Genomic DNA, 14,344 nt, shown 5'->3' on the forward strand with positions numbered 1-14,344 from the left:
CAGCGTGATCCGCGGCGCGTACGACACAGGAGACAAGACCATGACACTCAAGAAGCTGGCTGGTGCATTGATGGCGGTGGGGCTGGGCGCGGCGGCATTCGGCGCGCACGCACAGGTGAGCGGCGACAAGGTGAAGATTGGCTACATCACCGATCTCTCGGGTCTGTATGCCGACATCGACGGGCAGGGTGGTGTCGAGGCGGTCAAGATGGCGATCGAGGATGCGGGCGGCAAGGTGCTCGGCAAGCCGATCGAACTGGTGACGGCGGACCATCAGAACAAGGCCGACATTGCCGCTTCGAAGGCGCGCGAATGGATGGATCAGCAAGGCCTGGACATGCTGCTGGGCGGCACGAACTCCGCCACGGGCCTGGCCATGAACAAGGTGGCTTCCGAGAAGAAGCGCGTGTTCATCGACATCGGTGCCGGCACGGCGCGCTTGACCAACGAAGAGTGCACGCCGTACACGATCCACTATGCGTATGACACGGTGGCCCTGGCCAAGGGCACGGGCAGCGCGGTGGTCAAGCAGGGCGGCAAGTCGTGGTTCTTCCTGACCGCCGATTACGCCTTCGGCCACTCGCTGGAAAACGACACGACGGCCGTGGTCAAGGCCAACGGCGGCACGGTGGTGGGTTCGGTCAAGCACCCGCTGTCGGCGTCGGACTTCTCGTCGTACCTGCTGCAGGCACAGGCATCCAAGGCGCAGATCCTGGGCCTGGCCAACGCTGGCGGCGACACGATCAACTCGATCAAGGCGGCCAAGGAATTCGGCATCACCAAGACGATGAAGATCGCCGGCCTGCTGATGTTCATCAACGACGTGCACAGCCTGGGCCTGCAGACGGCCGAAGGCCTGCTGATGACCGACAGCTGGTACTGGGACATGAACGACGCCACGCGCAAGTTCGCCAACCGCTACTTCATGAAGATGAAGAAGATGCCGAGCAGCTTGCAGGCCGCAGACTATTCGGCGGTGTCGAACTACATCAAGGCCGTGGCGGCTGCCGGCACGGATGATCCGGACAAGGTCATCGCGCAGCTCAAGAAGACCAAGATCGACGACTTCTACACGAAGGGCTACATCCGCCAGGACGGCCGCGGCATCCACGACATGTACCTGCTGCAGGTGAAGACGCCGGCCGAATCGAAGAAGCCGTGGGACTACCTGAAGGTCGTGGCCACGATCCCGGGCGAACAGGCCTTCACCACCCCGGCCGAATCGAAGTGTTCGCTGATGAAGAAGTAAAAGCGTAGGCAATCCGGCGCCGCTGTCCGTGTGGATGGCGGCGTCATCAACGTTGTTGGTGTGGTGTTCTCTTCCTGACCGCGATGGAAATCTTCGGCGTTCCGCTACCGGCCATGCTCAGCCAATTGCTGCTGGGTCTGGTCAACGGTTCCTTCTATGCGATGTTGAGCCTCGGCCTTGCGGTCATCTTCGGGCTGCTCAACGTCATCAATTTTGCGCACGGCGCGTTGTTCATGCTTGGCGCGGTGCTCACGTGGATGGGCTTCTCGTACCTGGGCGTGCCGTACTGGGCCATGCTGGTGCTCTCGCCGCTGGTGATCGGTCTGCTGGGCATGGTGATCGAACGTACGCTGCTGCGTTTCATCTACAAGCTGGACCATCTCTATGGCCTGCTGCTCACGCTGGGTGTGACGCTCGTCATCGAGGGCGTGTTTCGCGCCATTTACGGCGTGTCGGGCCTGCCGTACGACACCCCCGAATTGCTGCAGGGTGCCACCGACCTCGGCTTCATGATGCTGCCCAACTATCGCGCGTGGGTGGTGGTGGCGTCGCTGGCGGTGTGCTTCGCCACGTGGTTCATGATCGAAAAGACCAAGCTGGGCGCCTACCTGCGCGCCGGCACGGAGAACCCGAAGCTGGTCGAAGCCTTTGGCGTGAACGTGCCGCTGATGGTCACGCTCACCTACGGTTTTGGCGTGGCGCTGGCGGCGTTTGCTGGCGTGCTGGCTGCGCCCGTCATCCAGATCTCGCCGCTGATGGGGCAGAGCATGATCATCACCGTGTTTGCGGTGGTGGTGATTGGCGGCATGGGGTCGATTCTCGGTTCGATCATCACCGGCCTGGGCCTGGGCGTGATCGAGGGCCTGACCAAGGTGTTTTATCCACAGGCGTCGGCGACCGTGGTGTTCGTGATCATGGTGCTGGTGCTGCTGGTGCGTCCGGCGGGCCTGTTCGGTAAAGAGAAATGAGCGGCGCGGCCAACATGACCAACTCTTCTTCCCTCAAATACGTCCTGTACGGCCTGCTGCTGGTTGCGCTGATTGCCGCACCGCTGGTGGGCGCGTATCCGGTGTTCGTCGCCAAGCTGCTGTGCTTCGCGCTGTTTGCCTCCGCATTCAACCTGTTGCTGGGCTACACGGGGCTGCTGTCGTTCGGGCATGCGGCGTTCTTTGGCGGCGCGGGCTACGTGGCCGGCTACATGATGCGCGACCTGCATGTCACGCCTGAAGTGGGGCTGCTGGCCGGCACCGCGGCGGGTGCGTTCATTGGTTTGATCGTCGGCTTGCTGGCCATCCGTCGCCAGGGCATCTATTTCGCGATGATCACGCTGGCGCTGGCGCAGATGCTGTACTTCTTCTGTCTGCAAGTGCCGTTCACCGGCGGTGAAGATGGCCTGCAAGGCGTGCCGCGCGGCAAGCTGTTCGGCGTGTTGGATCTGTCGTCCGATCTGACGCTGTATTACGTTGTGCTCGTCATCGTGGCGTTGGCGTTTCTGCTGATCGTGCGCACGATCCACTCGCCGTTCGGGCAGATCCTCAAGGCCATCAAGGAGAACGAGCCGCGCGCCACGTCCCTCGGCTACGACACCGATCGTTTCAAGCTGCTGGCCTTCGTGCTGTCGGCTGCGCTCACGGGCCTGGCCGGCTCGCTCAAGACGCTGGTGCTGGGCTTCGAGACGCTCACCGACGTGCACTGGTCGATGTCCGGCTCGGTCATCCTGATGACCCTGGTGGGCGGCCTGGGTATCCTGTCGGGCCCGCTGCTGGGCGCGGCGCTGGTGATTGCGCTGGAAAACAAGCTCGGCGACATCGGCAGCTTCCTGGCTGGCGCCACCGGCATCGACGGCTTCAATATCCTCGGGGAATCGGTCACCACGGTCACGGGCGCGATCTTCGTGATCTGCGTGCTGACCTTCCGCCGGGGCATCATGGGCGAAATCGCGGCTCGCGTGCCCTGGTTGCGACGTTGACGCCACAATGCGCGAAGATGCCGGCGAACTTCACCCAAGCGACTGAACTTGGTGCCTCATGCACCGTAAGGGTTTGCTCTAGTTGCTGCATTGCGGTGCATCTTTTACAGTCGCGTTACGGTTTTCGCACGAGATAAATGAGGCGGGAGCGAGGAGACGACAGCACACACCGCATGTACGGTGGAGATGCAAAATAAATGAAGGCCCTGCCAGGCGATCCCCGGCAGGGCCTTTTAGTTTGTGCGTTCAACCGGTGGCGCTTGCCGCCAATAGCGCCCGGCCCCGGGCGCTGACCGTCATCAGATGCAACTCAGGCGGAGATCCGGGCGCGCAGTCCACCAGCCCGTCGATGCACGCGTCTTCCCAGATCGACAAACGCGGACACGACGTCCGCCACGTTTCCAGCACTTCGGCATAAGGCCGGGGCCGCTCGGCCAGCGACTGCAGCAATTGCAGGGTGAGGGCATGGGTCGGATCGGCCATGGCGGGCTCCGCGTGGGGCGACCGATCCATTCTGGTTCGCGCGCATTCACAAGAGAAATGCATTCGGTGTCGACGCCTATGCGCGCGCTGCATGACAATGGCGCCTTCGCCAGAGCCGCCCATGACCCTCTCCACTCGCCTTGCCACGCCCGAAGACCGGCCGCGCCTGCTCGCCGCCATTGCATCGACTGCCTCGCCGCTGCAGTTGGCGCATGCCGTTGATACGCTGCTCGCCCATCCAAGCGTGCATCCCTGTTTCCTCGTTGAAATGGGGGAGGTGTTGACCGGCGTGGCGCCGATCACGCTCGTGCCGCATCTGGTGCTGGGCGGTTTGGTGGCGTGGTTGCCGGCGGGCGTGATGGTGTTTTCCGGTGACATGGCCACGCGCGATACCGCCTTGGCCGCCGTGAATGAGTACGCCAGAGCACATGGCATACTCCACGTCCTGCTGCCGCCCGCAGCGCTTTCCGCTGACGCCGCCGCCGCGCTCGGCTTTGCGCCCGATACATCCGGCTGCTGGCGGCGCAGCGCCCGCCCGTCACCCAAGTCGTTGGGCTAATCCTTCCCGTTTCGTTTCTCCTGATGGAATTCGCTTTGCTCGCCGTGGCTGGCTTTCTGGCCGGCCTGATCGATGCCGTGGCCGGTGGCGGCGGCCTGGTGCAGATTCCCGCGCTGTTCTCGGCGTATCCCAACATCGCGCCCGCTACGCTGATCGGAACGAACAAGGTCGCGTCGATGTCGGGCACCGCTACGGCGGCGGTGCGTTACGGCCGCACAGTGCGCATCTACTGGGGCGCGACGGCGCCGGCCGTGGTCACGGCGTTTGCCTTTTCGCTGCTGGGCGCGTGGGCGCTCATACATATCCCGGCCGAGCCGCTGCGCCGCGCGCTGCCGTTCGTGCTGGCCGTGCTGCTCGTCTACACGGTTGCCAAGAAGAACCTCGGCGCCGATCATGCCCCGAGCCTAAAGGGCGGGCGCGAGCGTGCGGCAGCCCTGCTGGCCGGCGCCGCCATCGGCTTCTACGACGGCGTATTCGGCCCGGGCACCGGCAGCTTTCTGATGATCGTGTTCGTGCGCGTGTTCGGTTACGACTTTCTGCACGCGTCGGCGTCCACCAAGATCGTCAACTTGGCGACCAACGTGGCCGCGCTGTTGCTGTTGGCCGCCAAGGGCCACGTTTGGTGGCAGCTCGGCGTGGTGATGGCAGTCGCCAACGTCGCCGGCAATCAGGTCGGCAGTCACCTCGCGCTGCGGCACGGCAGCCGCTTCGTGCGCAAGGTGTTCATCGTGGTGGTGTTGGCGCTGATTTTGAAGACGGCTTACGACGCGTTCATCCGTTGAGTTGCTTCTCAAGCGCCACGCTGCGCTCGGTGATGACGTCACCCGTGTGCTGCGTGGTGACGGTCTCAATCAGCATGATTCCGCATTCCTCGTCGGCGACGGGAAAGTGACGCACACCGCGCGGCACGACACAGAATTCACCCGGGCCGAGGTGCACGTCGGCGCGGTCTTCGAAAGCGATTTTCAGGTGGCCGTAGACCACAAAGAACAGCTCGTCTTCATTCGGGTGATCGTGCCAGACGAATTCGCCCTTGAGCTTGGCGACCTTGATGTATTGGTCGTTGACCTGGCCGACAATGCGCGGCGACCAATAGTCCGTGACCTGTTCCAGCGCGTGCGTGACCTGTACGGCGTGTCCTGCGAGCATGTTGCGCTCCGGTGTGTGGGAAGGCTCTGAAGATAAGGGCGGGCGCCGGGCATTCCCAACCAAACTTTCTAATCGCGCCGATCACGCGGGCTAATGCACCGTGCGTTGTCACTATGCTGCCGCATGGGCCGGCTAGGCTGCAAGGTTCCGCTTTCTCCAGCGCAGCATCATGGCCCTGAGCCTCGACGACATCCGCACGCTATTCGACCGCCACGGCAACATTGCCTACAGCGGCGAGCCCGTCACCCAACTCGAACATGCCTTGCAGACGGCGGCGCTGGCGGAGGCGGCCGGCGCGTCGGATGCGTTGGTTACCGCGGCGCTGCTGCACGACCTTGGCCATTTGCTGAACCTGCAGGGTGAAACGCCCACCGCCCACGGCATCGACGATCAGCACCAGTACTTTGCGCTGCCGTTTCTGCGTGCGACGTTTCCCGATGCCGTGCTGGAGCCGATCCGCCTGCATGTGGATGCCAAGCGCTGCCTGTGTGCGATGGATGCGCATTACTACGCGCGTCTGTCGGCGGATTCCATACGGAGCCTGGCATTGCAGGGCGGTGTGTTTTCGGCGCACGAGGCCGAGGCATTCATGCAGCGTCCGTACGCTGCCGATGCACTGCAACTGCGCCGCTGGGATGACCTCGCCAAGGTAGCCGGGCAGCGCACGCCTGATCTTGCCCACTTCCTGGCGACGGCCGCGCGGGTTTCAGTGGCAGCCTAGGCTGCGCAGCGTCGTGCCCACGGCTTCGTCCCACGGTGTGTGCGGTTCGGCGCCGAGCGCCTGCACGAGCTTGGCGTTGTCCATGCGCACCGGCTGCTGCCACAGATAACGCATCTCGCGCATCTCGCGCAGCATCTCCGAGAACGGCGCCAGCACGGGCATCAGCCACCACGGGAACGCGCGTGTCTTGACTGGGTGACCCACCGCACGACCGATCGATGCGGGCATCTGCGTACCGTCGGCATCCCAGTGGCCGCGCATGTGATAGACGGCGAAGTCCGGCAGACGATCGCCTTGCTCGACAAGGCGCAGCATGGTTTCTGCCACGTCCGGCAAATAAGCCCATTGGTGGCCGATGCCCGCCGCGCCCGGATACGTGACGGTGCGCACAGGCTTGCCCGGCTTGACCAGCGCGCCGGCGAACCACGTATTGCTTGTTTGCGGCCCGAAGAAGTCGCCCGCGCGCACGATCAGGCTGCGCACGCCTTCGGCGCTGGCGGCCTGCATGCGGCGCTCCAGTTCTGCGCGGATCTTGCCCTTGCGCGTGAGGGGCGCCTGCTTTGTCGTTTCGCGCAGCACAGGGAACGTGTCCGGCCCGAAGTTGTACACCGTGCCCGGCAGCACGATGCGCGCACCCGAAGCGCGGGCAGCGGCGATGGTGTTGTCGATCATCGGCAGCACCTGGCCAGCCCAGTTCTTGTAGCCCGGCGGGTTGACGGCGTGGATGATCAACTCCGTGCCTTGCGCCGCGCCAACCACGTCTTCGCGCACCATCGCGTCGCCGCGAATCCATTCGAATGCGGTGTTGCGGTTCGTCAGCGCATCCGGATTGCGCTGCAGCGCCCGCACATGCCAGCCACGTGCCACCAGCCGACGTGCCACTTCGCCGCCGATGCCGCCGGTAGCGCCCAATACCAATGCGATGCGTTGTGCCTGTTCCATGACCGTGCTCCTGCTGTGTGTGAGAGCGTTGCGATGGAGGCATTCTGGGCGCAGCTGTGCTTCAATGGAATTGTTGGTGATGAGCGTGCAGCTATACGAATTTGTATGATCGGATCTGAACCGGGTTGGGAGCTTTATCGGACCTTTCTTGCTGTCGTGCGAGAAGGATCGCTGTCGGGCGCTGCGCGCGCGCTTGGGCTGACGCAGCCGACGGCGGGGCGGCATGTCGATGCTCTGGAACGGGCGCTGGGCATGTCGCTGTTCATCCGCACGCAGCAGGGATTGAGCCCCACAGAAGCGGCGCTATTGCTGCGGCCGTTTGCCGAATCGCTCGAAGCCACCAGCGCCGCCTTGCTGCGCGCCGCCTCCAGCCAGGGCGAGGGCGTACGCGGCACCGTGCGCATCACCGCCAGCGAGGTCGTGGCGGTGGAGGTGTTGCCGCCCATCCTCGCCGACCTGCATGCTATCTATCCAGAACTGACGCTCGAACTTGTGCCGTCCAACCGCATGGAGGACCTGCTACGCCGCGAGGCCGACATCGCCGTGCGCATGCAGCCACCGAGCCAGGGCGTGCTCGTCGCGCGGCACCTGGGCGAGATTGAATTGGGGCTGTTTGCGCACCGGTGCTATCTCGCACAGCGCGGCACGCCAACCACGGTGGAAGAACTCGCTGGCCACACCCTGATCGGCTACGACAAGGAAAACGCATTCCTGCGCAGCGTGCGAGCGCAGTTCCCGTGGATCCAACGCAATCGCTTCGCGCTGCGTACCGACAGTGACCTGGCTGCGATTGCCGCGCTGCGTGCTGGCTTTGGTGTTGGCTTCTGCCAGGTCGGCTTGGTACGGCACAACGCGGATCTGGTTCGGCTGTTCAGCGATCAGATCACCATCACGCTCGACACATGGCTCGCCATGCACGAAGACCTGCGTGACAGCCCGCGCTGCCGTGTCGTGTTTGATGCGCTGGCGAACGGACTGCTGCGGTACATCAACGGCGATTGATCGATCGCGTTGTTATCGCTTCTGGCGCAATGGGTCGAGCAGGCTCTTCAACCCGTTGTGATCCAACTCCTGCATCAGCGCGAGCAACCGGCCGATCTGCCCCGGCGGAAAGCCTTCGCGCGCGAACCAGTTGAGGTAATGGCCCGGCAGGTCGGCAATCAGGCGGCCCTTGTATTTGCCAAAGGGCATTTGCGTGGTGACGAGGCGTTGGAGGTCTTCGGGGTTCATGGACGCTATTGTGCCGTCGATGTGGGGACGAGCGTGGGCACCTGCTCCAGCAAATGCGCCACAAAACCAGAGAGCTTCGGCAGCGGCCGCCGATCCTGCCGATACACGACATGAATCGGCCGCGGCTCGGGCGCGTACGCTTGCAGCACGCGCACAAGGCGGCCACTGGCCAAGTCTTCAGCGACGAGCACTTCCGGCTGCAGCAGCAAGCCTGCGCCGGCAACCGCTGCTGCGCGCAGGCCGTGGCCGTCGTTGCAGGTGAAGGCTGGGTCGTCGCGCCACGGCGTGTCGCCTTTCCAGTCACGCAACTGCCACGCATTGCGGTTGTTCCACACCATGTGTGAGAGGCAGCGATGCTGCGATAGGTCCGCCGGTGTTTCTGGCCGCCCGTATCGCGCAAGGTAATCCGGCGACGCGCAGATGACCATGCGATACATGCACAGCGGTTTGGCGACCAGGTCGGCGTCGCCCAACGGCCCGATGCGGATGGCAAGGTCAAACCCCTCGTCGACGAGATCGACCATGCTGTTGCTCAGGTTCAGCTCCACGCGCACCTGCGGATGCACCTGCTGGAACGTCGCCGCCAACGGCGCGATCACGCACGCGCCAAACGTGGTGGGCGCGCTCACGCGCAGCGTGCCCGATGGCGACGCGCGCAGCCGTTCGACGGACGTTTCCGCCCAGCGCACCTGTTCCAGCACGCGTTTGGCGTCTTCATAGAACACGCGGCCGGCGTCGGTCAGGCTCTGGCGTCGTGTGCTGCGCTGGAGCAGGCGCGCACCCAGCTGCGTTTCCAACGCGCTCACATATTTGCCGACCATGACCGCGGACATTTCCAACCGCGCCGCCGCCTCGGTGAAGTTGCCGCCTTCCACCACGGCGACGAAGGTTTCCATGCTGCGCAGCTTGTCCATATTCCGAACCATTGATTTGGAATGATCGAAGGTATCACGGCTTTATCGAATGGGAGGTTCGGCCAAGAATGGGCGCCATTCCAACCGGATTTGTGAAGGAGCAGAGTATGAAAATCGTCGTGATTGGCGCCAGCGGCACGCTTGGCCGCGCCGTGGTTGCGGAACTGGAGCAGGGCGGTGCGCACGCGATCATCCGTGTCGGACGCACGCAGGGCGAGCACCAGGTCGACATCACCAACGCTGACAGCGTGGCCGCGCTGTTCGACAGGCTTGGCCGTGTGGACGCGATCGTCTCCACCGCCGGCAACCTGTTCTTCGGGCCGCTCACCAAGATGACCGCAGCGGATTTCAACGTCGGCCTGCAGGACAAGCTGCTCGGGCAGGTGCGCCTGGCGCTGGTCGGCCAGCATTATCTGAACGATGGTGGATCGATCACGCTCACCACCGGCATCGTCGGGCAGGAGCCGATTGCACAGGGCGCCAACGCGACCGCCGTGAACTCTGCCGTCGAGGGTTTCGTGCGCGCCGCCGCGTGCGAGCTGCCGCGCGGTATCCGCATCAACGCAGTGAGCCCGACGGTGCTGACCGAATCGATGGGCGCATACGGCCCGTTCTTTCCCGGCTTCGAACCCGTGCCGGCAGCGCGTGCGGCGCTGGCGTACCGGCGCAGCGTGGAAGGTGTGCAGAGCGGGCGGGTGTACCGCGTAGGCTGAATCTGCCTAGGTCGTGAACACGTTAAGGTTCGGGGTATCTCCCCCTTGCCCGCGTGGCGTGACTCCTTCTAGACTCGTTCATCCCCGACCCAGCGGTCGGCCAATCGCAGATTCAGGGCGGGCGCAGACCCGCTCGGCATATCTCAGGAGACGGCATGAAGGTTTCGCGCGCATCCCGCATTGCACTCGCCGCAACGGCGCTGTTGGCAGGCACGGCATTCGCCCAGGTGAAGGTCGGCATCACGGTGTCCGCCACGGGGCCGGCCGCCTCGCTCGGCATTCCGGAAAAGAACACCGTGGCGCTGCTGCCCAAGGAAATCGCAGGGAAGAAGATCGAGTACATCGTGCTCGACGATGCGTCTGACACGACGACTGCCGTCAAGAACACGCGCAAGCTGATCACCGAAGACAAGGTCGACCTGGTGATCGGCTCGACCGTCACGCCGAACTCGCTGGCGATGGTGGATGTGGTGGCCGAGAGCGAAACGCCGATGATCACCCTGGCCGCCTCGGCGCGAATCATCGAGCCGATGGACGCCAAGCGGGCGTGGGTGTTCAAGACGCCGCAAAACGATTCGCACATGGCGACCGCCATTGCCGAACACATGGGCAACCATGGCGTGAAGACCGTCGCGCTGATCGGCTTTGCCGATGCCTATGGCGATTCGTGGGCGCAGGAGTTCGACAAGGTGGCGGGGCTGCGCAAGCTGAAGGTTGTTGCCAATGAGCGCTTTGCGCGCACCGATACGTCGGTGACGGGGCAGGTGCTGAAGATCATGTCGGCCAATCCAGACGCAGTGCTGATCGCAGGCTCGGGTACGCCGGCCGCGCTGCCGGAGCGGGCGCTCAAGGAGCGGGGCTACAAGGGCAAGCTGTATCAGACGCACGGCGTGGCGAACGCCGACTTCCTGCGAGTGTGCGGGAAGGACTGCGACGGCACCTTCCTGCCGGCAGGTCCGATCTTGGTTGCCGAGCAACTGCCCGACAGCAACCCGGTGAAGAAGCCGGCGCTGGCGTACAAGACGGCATATGAAAAGGCGTACGGCGGACAGGTCTCCACCTTCGGCGGACACATGTGGGATGCCGGGTTGTTGTTCACGCATGCGATGCCCGAGGCGCTGAAGAAAGGGCAACCTGGCACGCCGGCGTTCCGCAAGGGGCTGCGCGATGCGATGGAGACGACGACCAATCTGGCGATCTCGCACGGCGTGATGAACATGAATGCGAAGGATCACCTCGGGCTGGATCAGCGGGCGCGGGTGATGGTGGAGATCAAGGACGGGAAGTGGAAACTGCAGAACTGACGGCGTAGCCAACGTCATCGCTCCACGCAAAACGCACGGTTCGCGCCGTGCGTTTTGTTTTTTGCGGCTCAAGCGTTAGCGAGGGGTACCGGGCGATGCCGTGGTCTAGGCAACGCAGCCCGGATTTCGGCGAGGCCCGCGTCAGTCAGCTTCAGACCGGCCGCGCCGGCGATGTATCGCCTTCATCTCTATTTCCCCCGCACCGCCCCAGCTTGCCGGGCAGGCTTCGGGTCTTCATCGATTTTCTTCGTGCTCATTCGAGCAGCGAGGGCGGAACGTCAACCGATTGATGTGTTTCACGTGAAACACAAACGTGGCCAACAAGCGGTGCATGTTTCACGTGAAACACGAAAAGCGGGCGAATTTTGTCTCGATTGCCGCATGGTCGAACTGCGGTGTAGCTGCGCGACTTATAATTCCGCTTCTCCAAATTTTCGATGCCTCCATGCGAGGAGGAAGCCATGCTGTATCCAACTGAATTCGATGTGATCGTGGTGGGCGGCGGACACGCCGGCACCGAGGCCGCCTTGGCGGCGGCGCGCATGGGTTGCCAGACCCTGCTGCTGACGCACAACATCGAGACACTGGGCCAGATGAGCTGCAATCCGTCCATCGGAGGCATTGGCAAGGGCCATCTGGTCAAGGAAGTGGATGCGCTGGGCGGGGCCATGGCCATCGCAACGGATGAGGGCGGTATCCAATTCCGTATCCTCAATTCCAGCAAGGGGCCGGCCGTGCGTGCGACCCGTGCCCAGGCGGACCGCGTGCTATACAAGGCAGCCATCCGCCATCGGCTGGAAAACCAGCCGAACCTGATGCTGTTCCAGCAGGCTGTGGAAGATCTGCTGGTGGAAGGCGACCGTGTAGTCGGGGCGGTGACGCAGGTTGGCGTGCAGTTCCGTGCACGTGCCGTGGTGCTGACGGCGGGGACGTTCCTCGATGGCAAGATCCATGTCGGGCTGAACAACTACACCGGCGGCCGCGCGGGGGACCCCGCCGCGGTGTCGCTGTCCGCGCGTCTGAAGGAATTGAAGCTGCCGCAAGGGCGCCTCAAGACCGGCACGCCGCCGCGTATTGACGGTCGCTCCATCAATTTTTCTGTGCTGGAAGAGCAACCGGGCGATCTCGACCCGGTGCCGGTGTTCTCGTTCATGGGCCGCGCGGACATGCATCCGCGCCAAGTGCCGTGCTGGGTGACGCATACCAACGAGCGCACACACGACATCATCCGTGCCGGGTTGGACCGCTCCCCGATGTACACGGGCGTGATCGAAGGGGTGGGGCCGCGCTATTGTCCGAGCATCGAAGACAAGATCCACCGCTTCGCCAGCAAGGATAGCCATCAGATTTTTCTGGAGCCGGAGGGCCTGGCGACCAACGAGTTTTACCCGAACGGCGTGTCGACCAGCCTGCCGTTTGATGTTCAGCTCGACTTGATCCACTCGATGCGCGGGCTGGAGAACGCCCACATCCTGCGCCCCGGTTACGCCATCGAGTACGACTACTTTGACCCGCGCGGGCTGAAGGCTTCGCTGGAATCCAAGGCGATTTCCGGCCTGTTTTTCGCCGGCCAGATCAACGGCACGACCGGTTACGAAGAGGCAGCAGCGCAAGGTCTGCTGGCGGGTATCAACGCCGGCCTGCAGGTGCAGGGCAAGGACGCCTGGACGCCGCGCCGCGACCAGGCTTATCTGGGCGTGCTCGTCGACGACCTCATCACCCGGGGCGTGACCGAGCCGTACCGCATGTTCACCAGCCGCGCTGAGTTTCGCCTGAGCCTGCGCGAAGACAACGCCGACATGCGCCTGACCGAAGTCGGCCGCACCTTAGGTGTGGTCGACGATGCGCGCTGGGATGCCTTCAACCGCAAGCGCGACGCTGTTTCACGTGAAACAGAGCGACTCAAGTCGACTTGGGTGAACCCGGCCACGCTTCCGTTGGAAGACGCTGAGCCGGTCCTTGGGAAGGGGATCGAGCGCGAGTACGCGCTGGCCGACTTGCTGCGCCGCCCGAACGTGACGTACGAAACGCTCATGGGCATGCAAGGCGGCAAGTACGCGCTTGAAGCCCCGTTGGCTGAAGATCCGTTGCTGGCCGAGCAGATCCGCGAGCAGGTCGAAATCGGCATCAAATACCATGGCTACATCGCCCGGCAAGCCGATGAAGTCGAGCGTCTGGGGGCGAACGAGAACACTCGTCTGCCTGCGGATTTCGACTATTCACAAGTGCGCGGTCTGTCGATCGAGGTGCAGCAGAAGCTGGCCAAACACAAGCCCGAGACCATCGGGCAGGCTTCGCGTATCTCCGGCGTCACGCCGGCCGCCGTGTCGCTGCTGCTCGTACACTTGAAGAAGGGCGTGTTGCGTGGCCAAGTGGGCCCTCGCACCGATTCCCAAGGCGAGGCAGCTTGATGGCGGATGCACTGACTGACGCCCGGGCAGAGCTGGAAGCCGGCGCCCGCGCGCTTGGCTTGTCGCTGGACAGCGCGCAAGTCGATCGCCTGCTGGCGTACCAAGGGCTGCTGGCCAAATGGAATCGCGTCTATAACCTGACCGCCATTCGCGACGCCGGCGACATGCTGACGCATCACTTGCTGGATTCGCTCTCGGCCGTGTCGCGCATTGCTGAGCTGGCTCGCCGTGCTCAACCTGACGCACCGCGCGTGCTGGACGTCGGTTCGGGTGGCGGCCTGCCCGGTATTCCGTTGGCCATCGCTTATCCAGATGTGAGCGTCACGATGGTCGACATCGTGCAAAAGAAGACCGCCTTCCTGACACAGTGCCGAGCTGAGCTTGGCCTGACCAATGCCCAGTCGCATTGGGGCCACGTGGAAAAACTGGCTGATGCCACCGGCTACGGCGTCATCACCTCGCGCGCCTTCGCCGAGCTGGTGGATTTCGTGAATCTGGCTGGCCATCTGCTGGCCCCGGGCGGCCGCATGGTCGCCATGAAGGGTGTGCGCCCGGATGCCGAAATCGAGCGCCTGCCCGCCGGCTGGACCGTCGAAGCCATCGAACGCCTGACCGTGCCGGGGCTGCCGGCCGAGCGTCACTTGGTCATCCTTGCGCCGTCGGCGTGAGCGAACGTTGTAGCGAGCCATTCACCGCAGAG

16 protein-coding genes are annotated in these 14,344 nt (G+C 63.8%); 11 read left to right on the forward strand and 5 right to left on the reverse strand.

All coding sequences use genetic code 11. From position 1 onward, the window contains the following. The first annotated feature begins 40 nt into the window (after positions 1-40). The 3 genes from BG83_RS0113420 (at position 41) to BG83_RS0113430 (ending at position 3,218) form a co-directional block, all read left to right on the forward strand. Positions 41-1,249 (forward strand): ABC transporter substrate-binding protein, encoded by a 1,209-nt coding sequence (locus tag BG83_RS0113420; RefSeq protein WP_024977211.1) that lies wholly within the window; start codon positions 41-43, stop codon positions 1,247-1,249. Between the two features lie 83 nt (positions 1,250-1,332). Further along, entirely contained in the window at positions 1,333-2,217 is an 885-nt protein-coding gene (locus BG83_RS0113425; RefSeq protein ID WP_024977212.1) for a branched-chain amino acid ABC transporter permease, read from the forward strand. Positions 2,218-2,231: 14 nt separating this feature from the next. Further along, on the forward strand, positions 2,232-3,218 hold the full coding sequence (locus BG83_RS0113430) for a branched-chain amino acid ABC transporter permease (protein WP_024977213.1): 987 nt from the start codon (positions 2,232-2,234) through the stop codon (positions 3,216-3,218). Between the two features lie 246 nt (positions 3,219-3,464). On the opposite strand, the gene BG83_RS0113435 is transcribed toward BG83_RS0113430, so the two are convergent. Continuing rightward, on the reverse strand, positions 3,465-3,701 hold the full coding sequence (locus BG83_RS0113435) for a hypothetical protein (protein WP_024977214.1): 237 nt from the start codon (positions 3,699-3,701) through the stop codon (positions 3,465-3,467). A gap of 121 nt (positions 3,702-3,822) precedes the next feature. Here BG83_RS0113435 and BG83_RS0113440 point away from each other — a divergent pair, with 121 nt between their 5' ends. Both BG83_RS0113440 and BG83_RS0113445 read left to right on the forward strand, forming a co-directional pair. Then, positions 3,823-4,260, forward strand: coding sequence for a hypothetical protein (locus BG83_RS0113440; RefSeq protein WP_024977215.1), 438 nt, complete (start codon positions 3,823-3,825; stop codon positions 4,258-4,260). A gap of 23 nt (positions 4,261-4,283) precedes the next feature. After that, positions 4,284-5,042, forward strand: coding sequence for a sulfite exporter TauE/SafE family protein (locus tag BG83_RS0113445; protein ID WP_024977216.1), 759 nt, complete (start codon positions 4,284-4,286; stop codon positions 5,040-5,042). Here the strand turns inward: BG83_RS0113445 and BG83_RS0113450 are convergent. Further along, positions 5,032-5,409 (reverse strand): cupin domain-containing protein, encoded by a 378-nt coding sequence (locus BG83_RS0113450; protein ID WP_024977217.1) that lies wholly within the window; start codon positions 5,407-5,409, stop codon positions 5,032-5,034. The genes BG83_RS0113445 and BG83_RS0113450 overlap by 11 nt on opposite strands. A gap of 169 nt (positions 5,410-5,578) precedes the next feature. On the opposite strand from BG83_RS0113450, the gene BG83_RS0113455 reads away from it, so the two are divergent. Further along, on the forward strand, positions 5,579-6,130 hold the full coding sequence (locus BG83_RS0113455) for a phosphonate degradation HD-domain oxygenase (protein WP_024977218.1): 552 nt from the start codon (positions 5,579-5,581) through the stop codon (positions 6,128-6,130). On the opposite strand, the gene BG83_RS0113460 is transcribed toward BG83_RS0113455, so the two are convergent. Next, a complete protein-coding gene (locus tag BG83_RS0113460; RefSeq protein ID WP_024977219.1) occupies positions 6,116-7,072 on the reverse strand; it encodes an SDR family oxidoreductase in 957 nt (318 codons plus the stop codon). The genes BG83_RS0113455 and BG83_RS0113460 overlap by 15 nt on opposite strands. Before the next feature lie 105 nt (positions 7,073-7,177). Between BG83_RS0113460 and BG83_RS0113465 the strand changes: the two genes are divergently transcribed. After that, positions 7,178-8,074 carry a LysR family transcriptional regulator gene (locus BG83_RS0113465; protein ID WP_024977220.1) on the forward strand — a complete coding sequence of 299 codons (897 nt, stop codon included), beginning with the start codon at positions 7,178-7,180 and terminating at the stop codon, positions 8,072-8,074. 12 nt (positions 8,075-8,086) lie between these two features. On the opposite strand, the gene BG83_RS0113470 is transcribed toward BG83_RS0113465, so the two are convergent. Then, on the reverse strand, positions 8,087-8,302 hold the full coding sequence (locus BG83_RS0113470; protein WP_024977221.1) for a DUF3820 family protein: 216 nt from the start codon (positions 8,300-8,302) through the stop codon (positions 8,087-8,089). A gap of 5 nt (positions 8,303-8,307) precedes the next feature. Next, a complete protein-coding gene (crgA, locus tag BG83_RS0113475; protein ID WP_024977222.1) occupies positions 8,308-9,216 on the reverse strand; it encodes a LysR family transcriptional regulator CrgA in 909 nt (302 codons plus the stop codon). A 107-nt stretch (positions 9,217-9,323) separates the two neighbouring features. On the opposite strand from crgA, the gene BG83_RS0113480 reads away from it, so the two are divergent. The 4 genes from BG83_RS0113480 (at position 9,324) to rsmG (ending at position 14,312) form a co-directional block, all read left to right on the forward strand. Next, positions 9,324-9,929, forward strand: a complete 606-nt coding sequence (locus tag BG83_RS0113480; protein ID WP_024977223.1) for a short chain dehydrogenase — start codon at positions 9,324-9,326, stop codon at positions 9,927-9,929. Between the two features lie 155 nt (positions 9,930-10,084). Next, positions 10,085-11,233 (forward strand): ABC transporter substrate-binding protein, encoded by a 1,149-nt coding sequence (locus tag BG83_RS0113485; protein ID WP_024977224.1) that lies wholly within the window; start codon positions 10,085-10,087, stop codon positions 11,231-11,233. 461 nt (positions 11,234-11,694) lie between these two features. After that, positions 11,695-13,644, forward strand: a complete 1,950-nt coding sequence (gene mnmG / locus BG83_RS0113490; protein WP_024977225.1) for a tRNA uridine-5-carboxymethylaminomethyl(34) synthesis enzyme MnmG — start codon at positions 11,695-11,697, stop codon at positions 13,642-13,644. After that, the gene (gene rsmG, locus BG83_RS0113495; RefSeq protein ID WP_024977226.1) at positions 13,644-14,312 is read left to right on the forward strand and encodes a 16S rRNA (guanine(527)-N(7))-methyltransferase RsmG; all 669 of its coding nucleotides are present in this window, start codon (positions 13,644-13,646) and stop codon (positions 14,310-14,312) included. The genes mnmG and rsmG overlap by 1 nt, the downstream gene beginning before the upstream one ends. Positions 14,313-14,344: the final 32 nt, after the last annotated feature.

It is taken from the genome of Ralstonia pickettii, assembly GCF_000607165.1.
Lineage (GTDB): Bacteria > Pseudomonadota > Gammaproteobacteria > Burkholderiales > Burkholderiaceae > Ralstonia > Ralstonia holmesii.

Bases quoted from the DNA above. Each gene is read 5' to 3' on its own strand.
- BG83_RS0113485 (WP_024977224.1), top strand. From the start codon at position 10,085: ATGAAGGTTTCGCGCGCATCCCGCATTGCACTCGCCGCAACGGCGCTG.
- BG83_RS0113480 (WP_024977223.1), top strand. From the start codon at position 9,324: ATGAAAATCGTCGTGATTGGCGCCAGCGGCACGCTTGGCCGCGCCGTG.
- BG83_RS0113430 (WP_024977213.1), top strand. From the start codon at position 2,232: ATGACCAACTCTTCTTCCCTCAAATACGTCCTGTACGGCCTGCTGCTG.
- BG83_RS0113440 (WP_024977215.1), top strand. From the start codon at position 3,823: ATGACCCTCTCCACTCGCCTTGCCACGCCCGAAGACCGGCCGCGCCTG.
- mnmG (WP_024977225.1), top strand. From the start codon at position 11,695: ATGCTGTATCCAACTGAATTCGATGTGATCGTGGTGGGCGGCGGACAC.
- crgA (WP_024977222.1), bottom strand. From the start codon at position 9,216: ATGGACAAGCTGCGCAGCATGGAAACCTTCGTCGCCGTGGTGGAAGGC.
- BG83_RS0113445 (WP_024977216.1), top strand. From the start codon at position 4,284: ATGGAATTCGCTTTGCTCGCCGTGGCTGGCTTTCTGGCCGGCCTGATC.
- BG83_RS0113470 (WP_024977221.1), bottom strand. From the start codon at position 8,302: ATGAACCCCGAAGACCTCCAACGCCTCGTCACCACGCAAATGCCCTTT.
- BG83_RS0113455 (WP_024977218.1), top strand. From the start codon at position 5,579: ATGGCCCTGAGCCTCGACGACATCCGCACGCTATTCGACCGCCACGGC.
- BG83_RS0113450 (WP_024977217.1), bottom strand. From the start codon at position 5,409: ATGCTCGCAGGACACGCCGTACAGGTCACGCACGCGCTGGAACAGGTC.
- BG83_RS0113420 (WP_024977211.1), top strand. From the start codon at position 41: ATGACACTCAAGAAGCTGGCTGGTGCATTGATGGCGGTGGGGCTGGGC.
- rsmG (WP_024977226.1), top strand. From the start codon at position 13,644: ATGGCGGATGCACTGACTGACGCCCGGGCAGAGCTGGAAGCCGGCGCC.
- BG83_RS0113460 (WP_024977219.1), bottom strand. From the start codon at position 7,072: ATGGAACAGGCACAACGCATCGCATTGGTATTGGGCGCTACCGGCGGC.
- BG83_RS0113435 (WP_024977214.1), bottom strand. From the start codon at position 3,701: ATGGCCGATCCGACCCATGCCCTCACCCTGCAATTGCTGCAGTCGCTG.
- BG83_RS0113465 (WP_024977220.1), top strand. From the start codon at position 7,178: ATGATCGGATCTGAACCGGGTTGGGAGCTTTATCGGACCTTTCTTGCT.
- BG83_RS0113425 (WP_024977212.1), top strand. From the start codon at position 1,333: ATGGAAATCTTCGGCGTTCCGCTACCGGCCATGCTCAGCCAATTGCTG.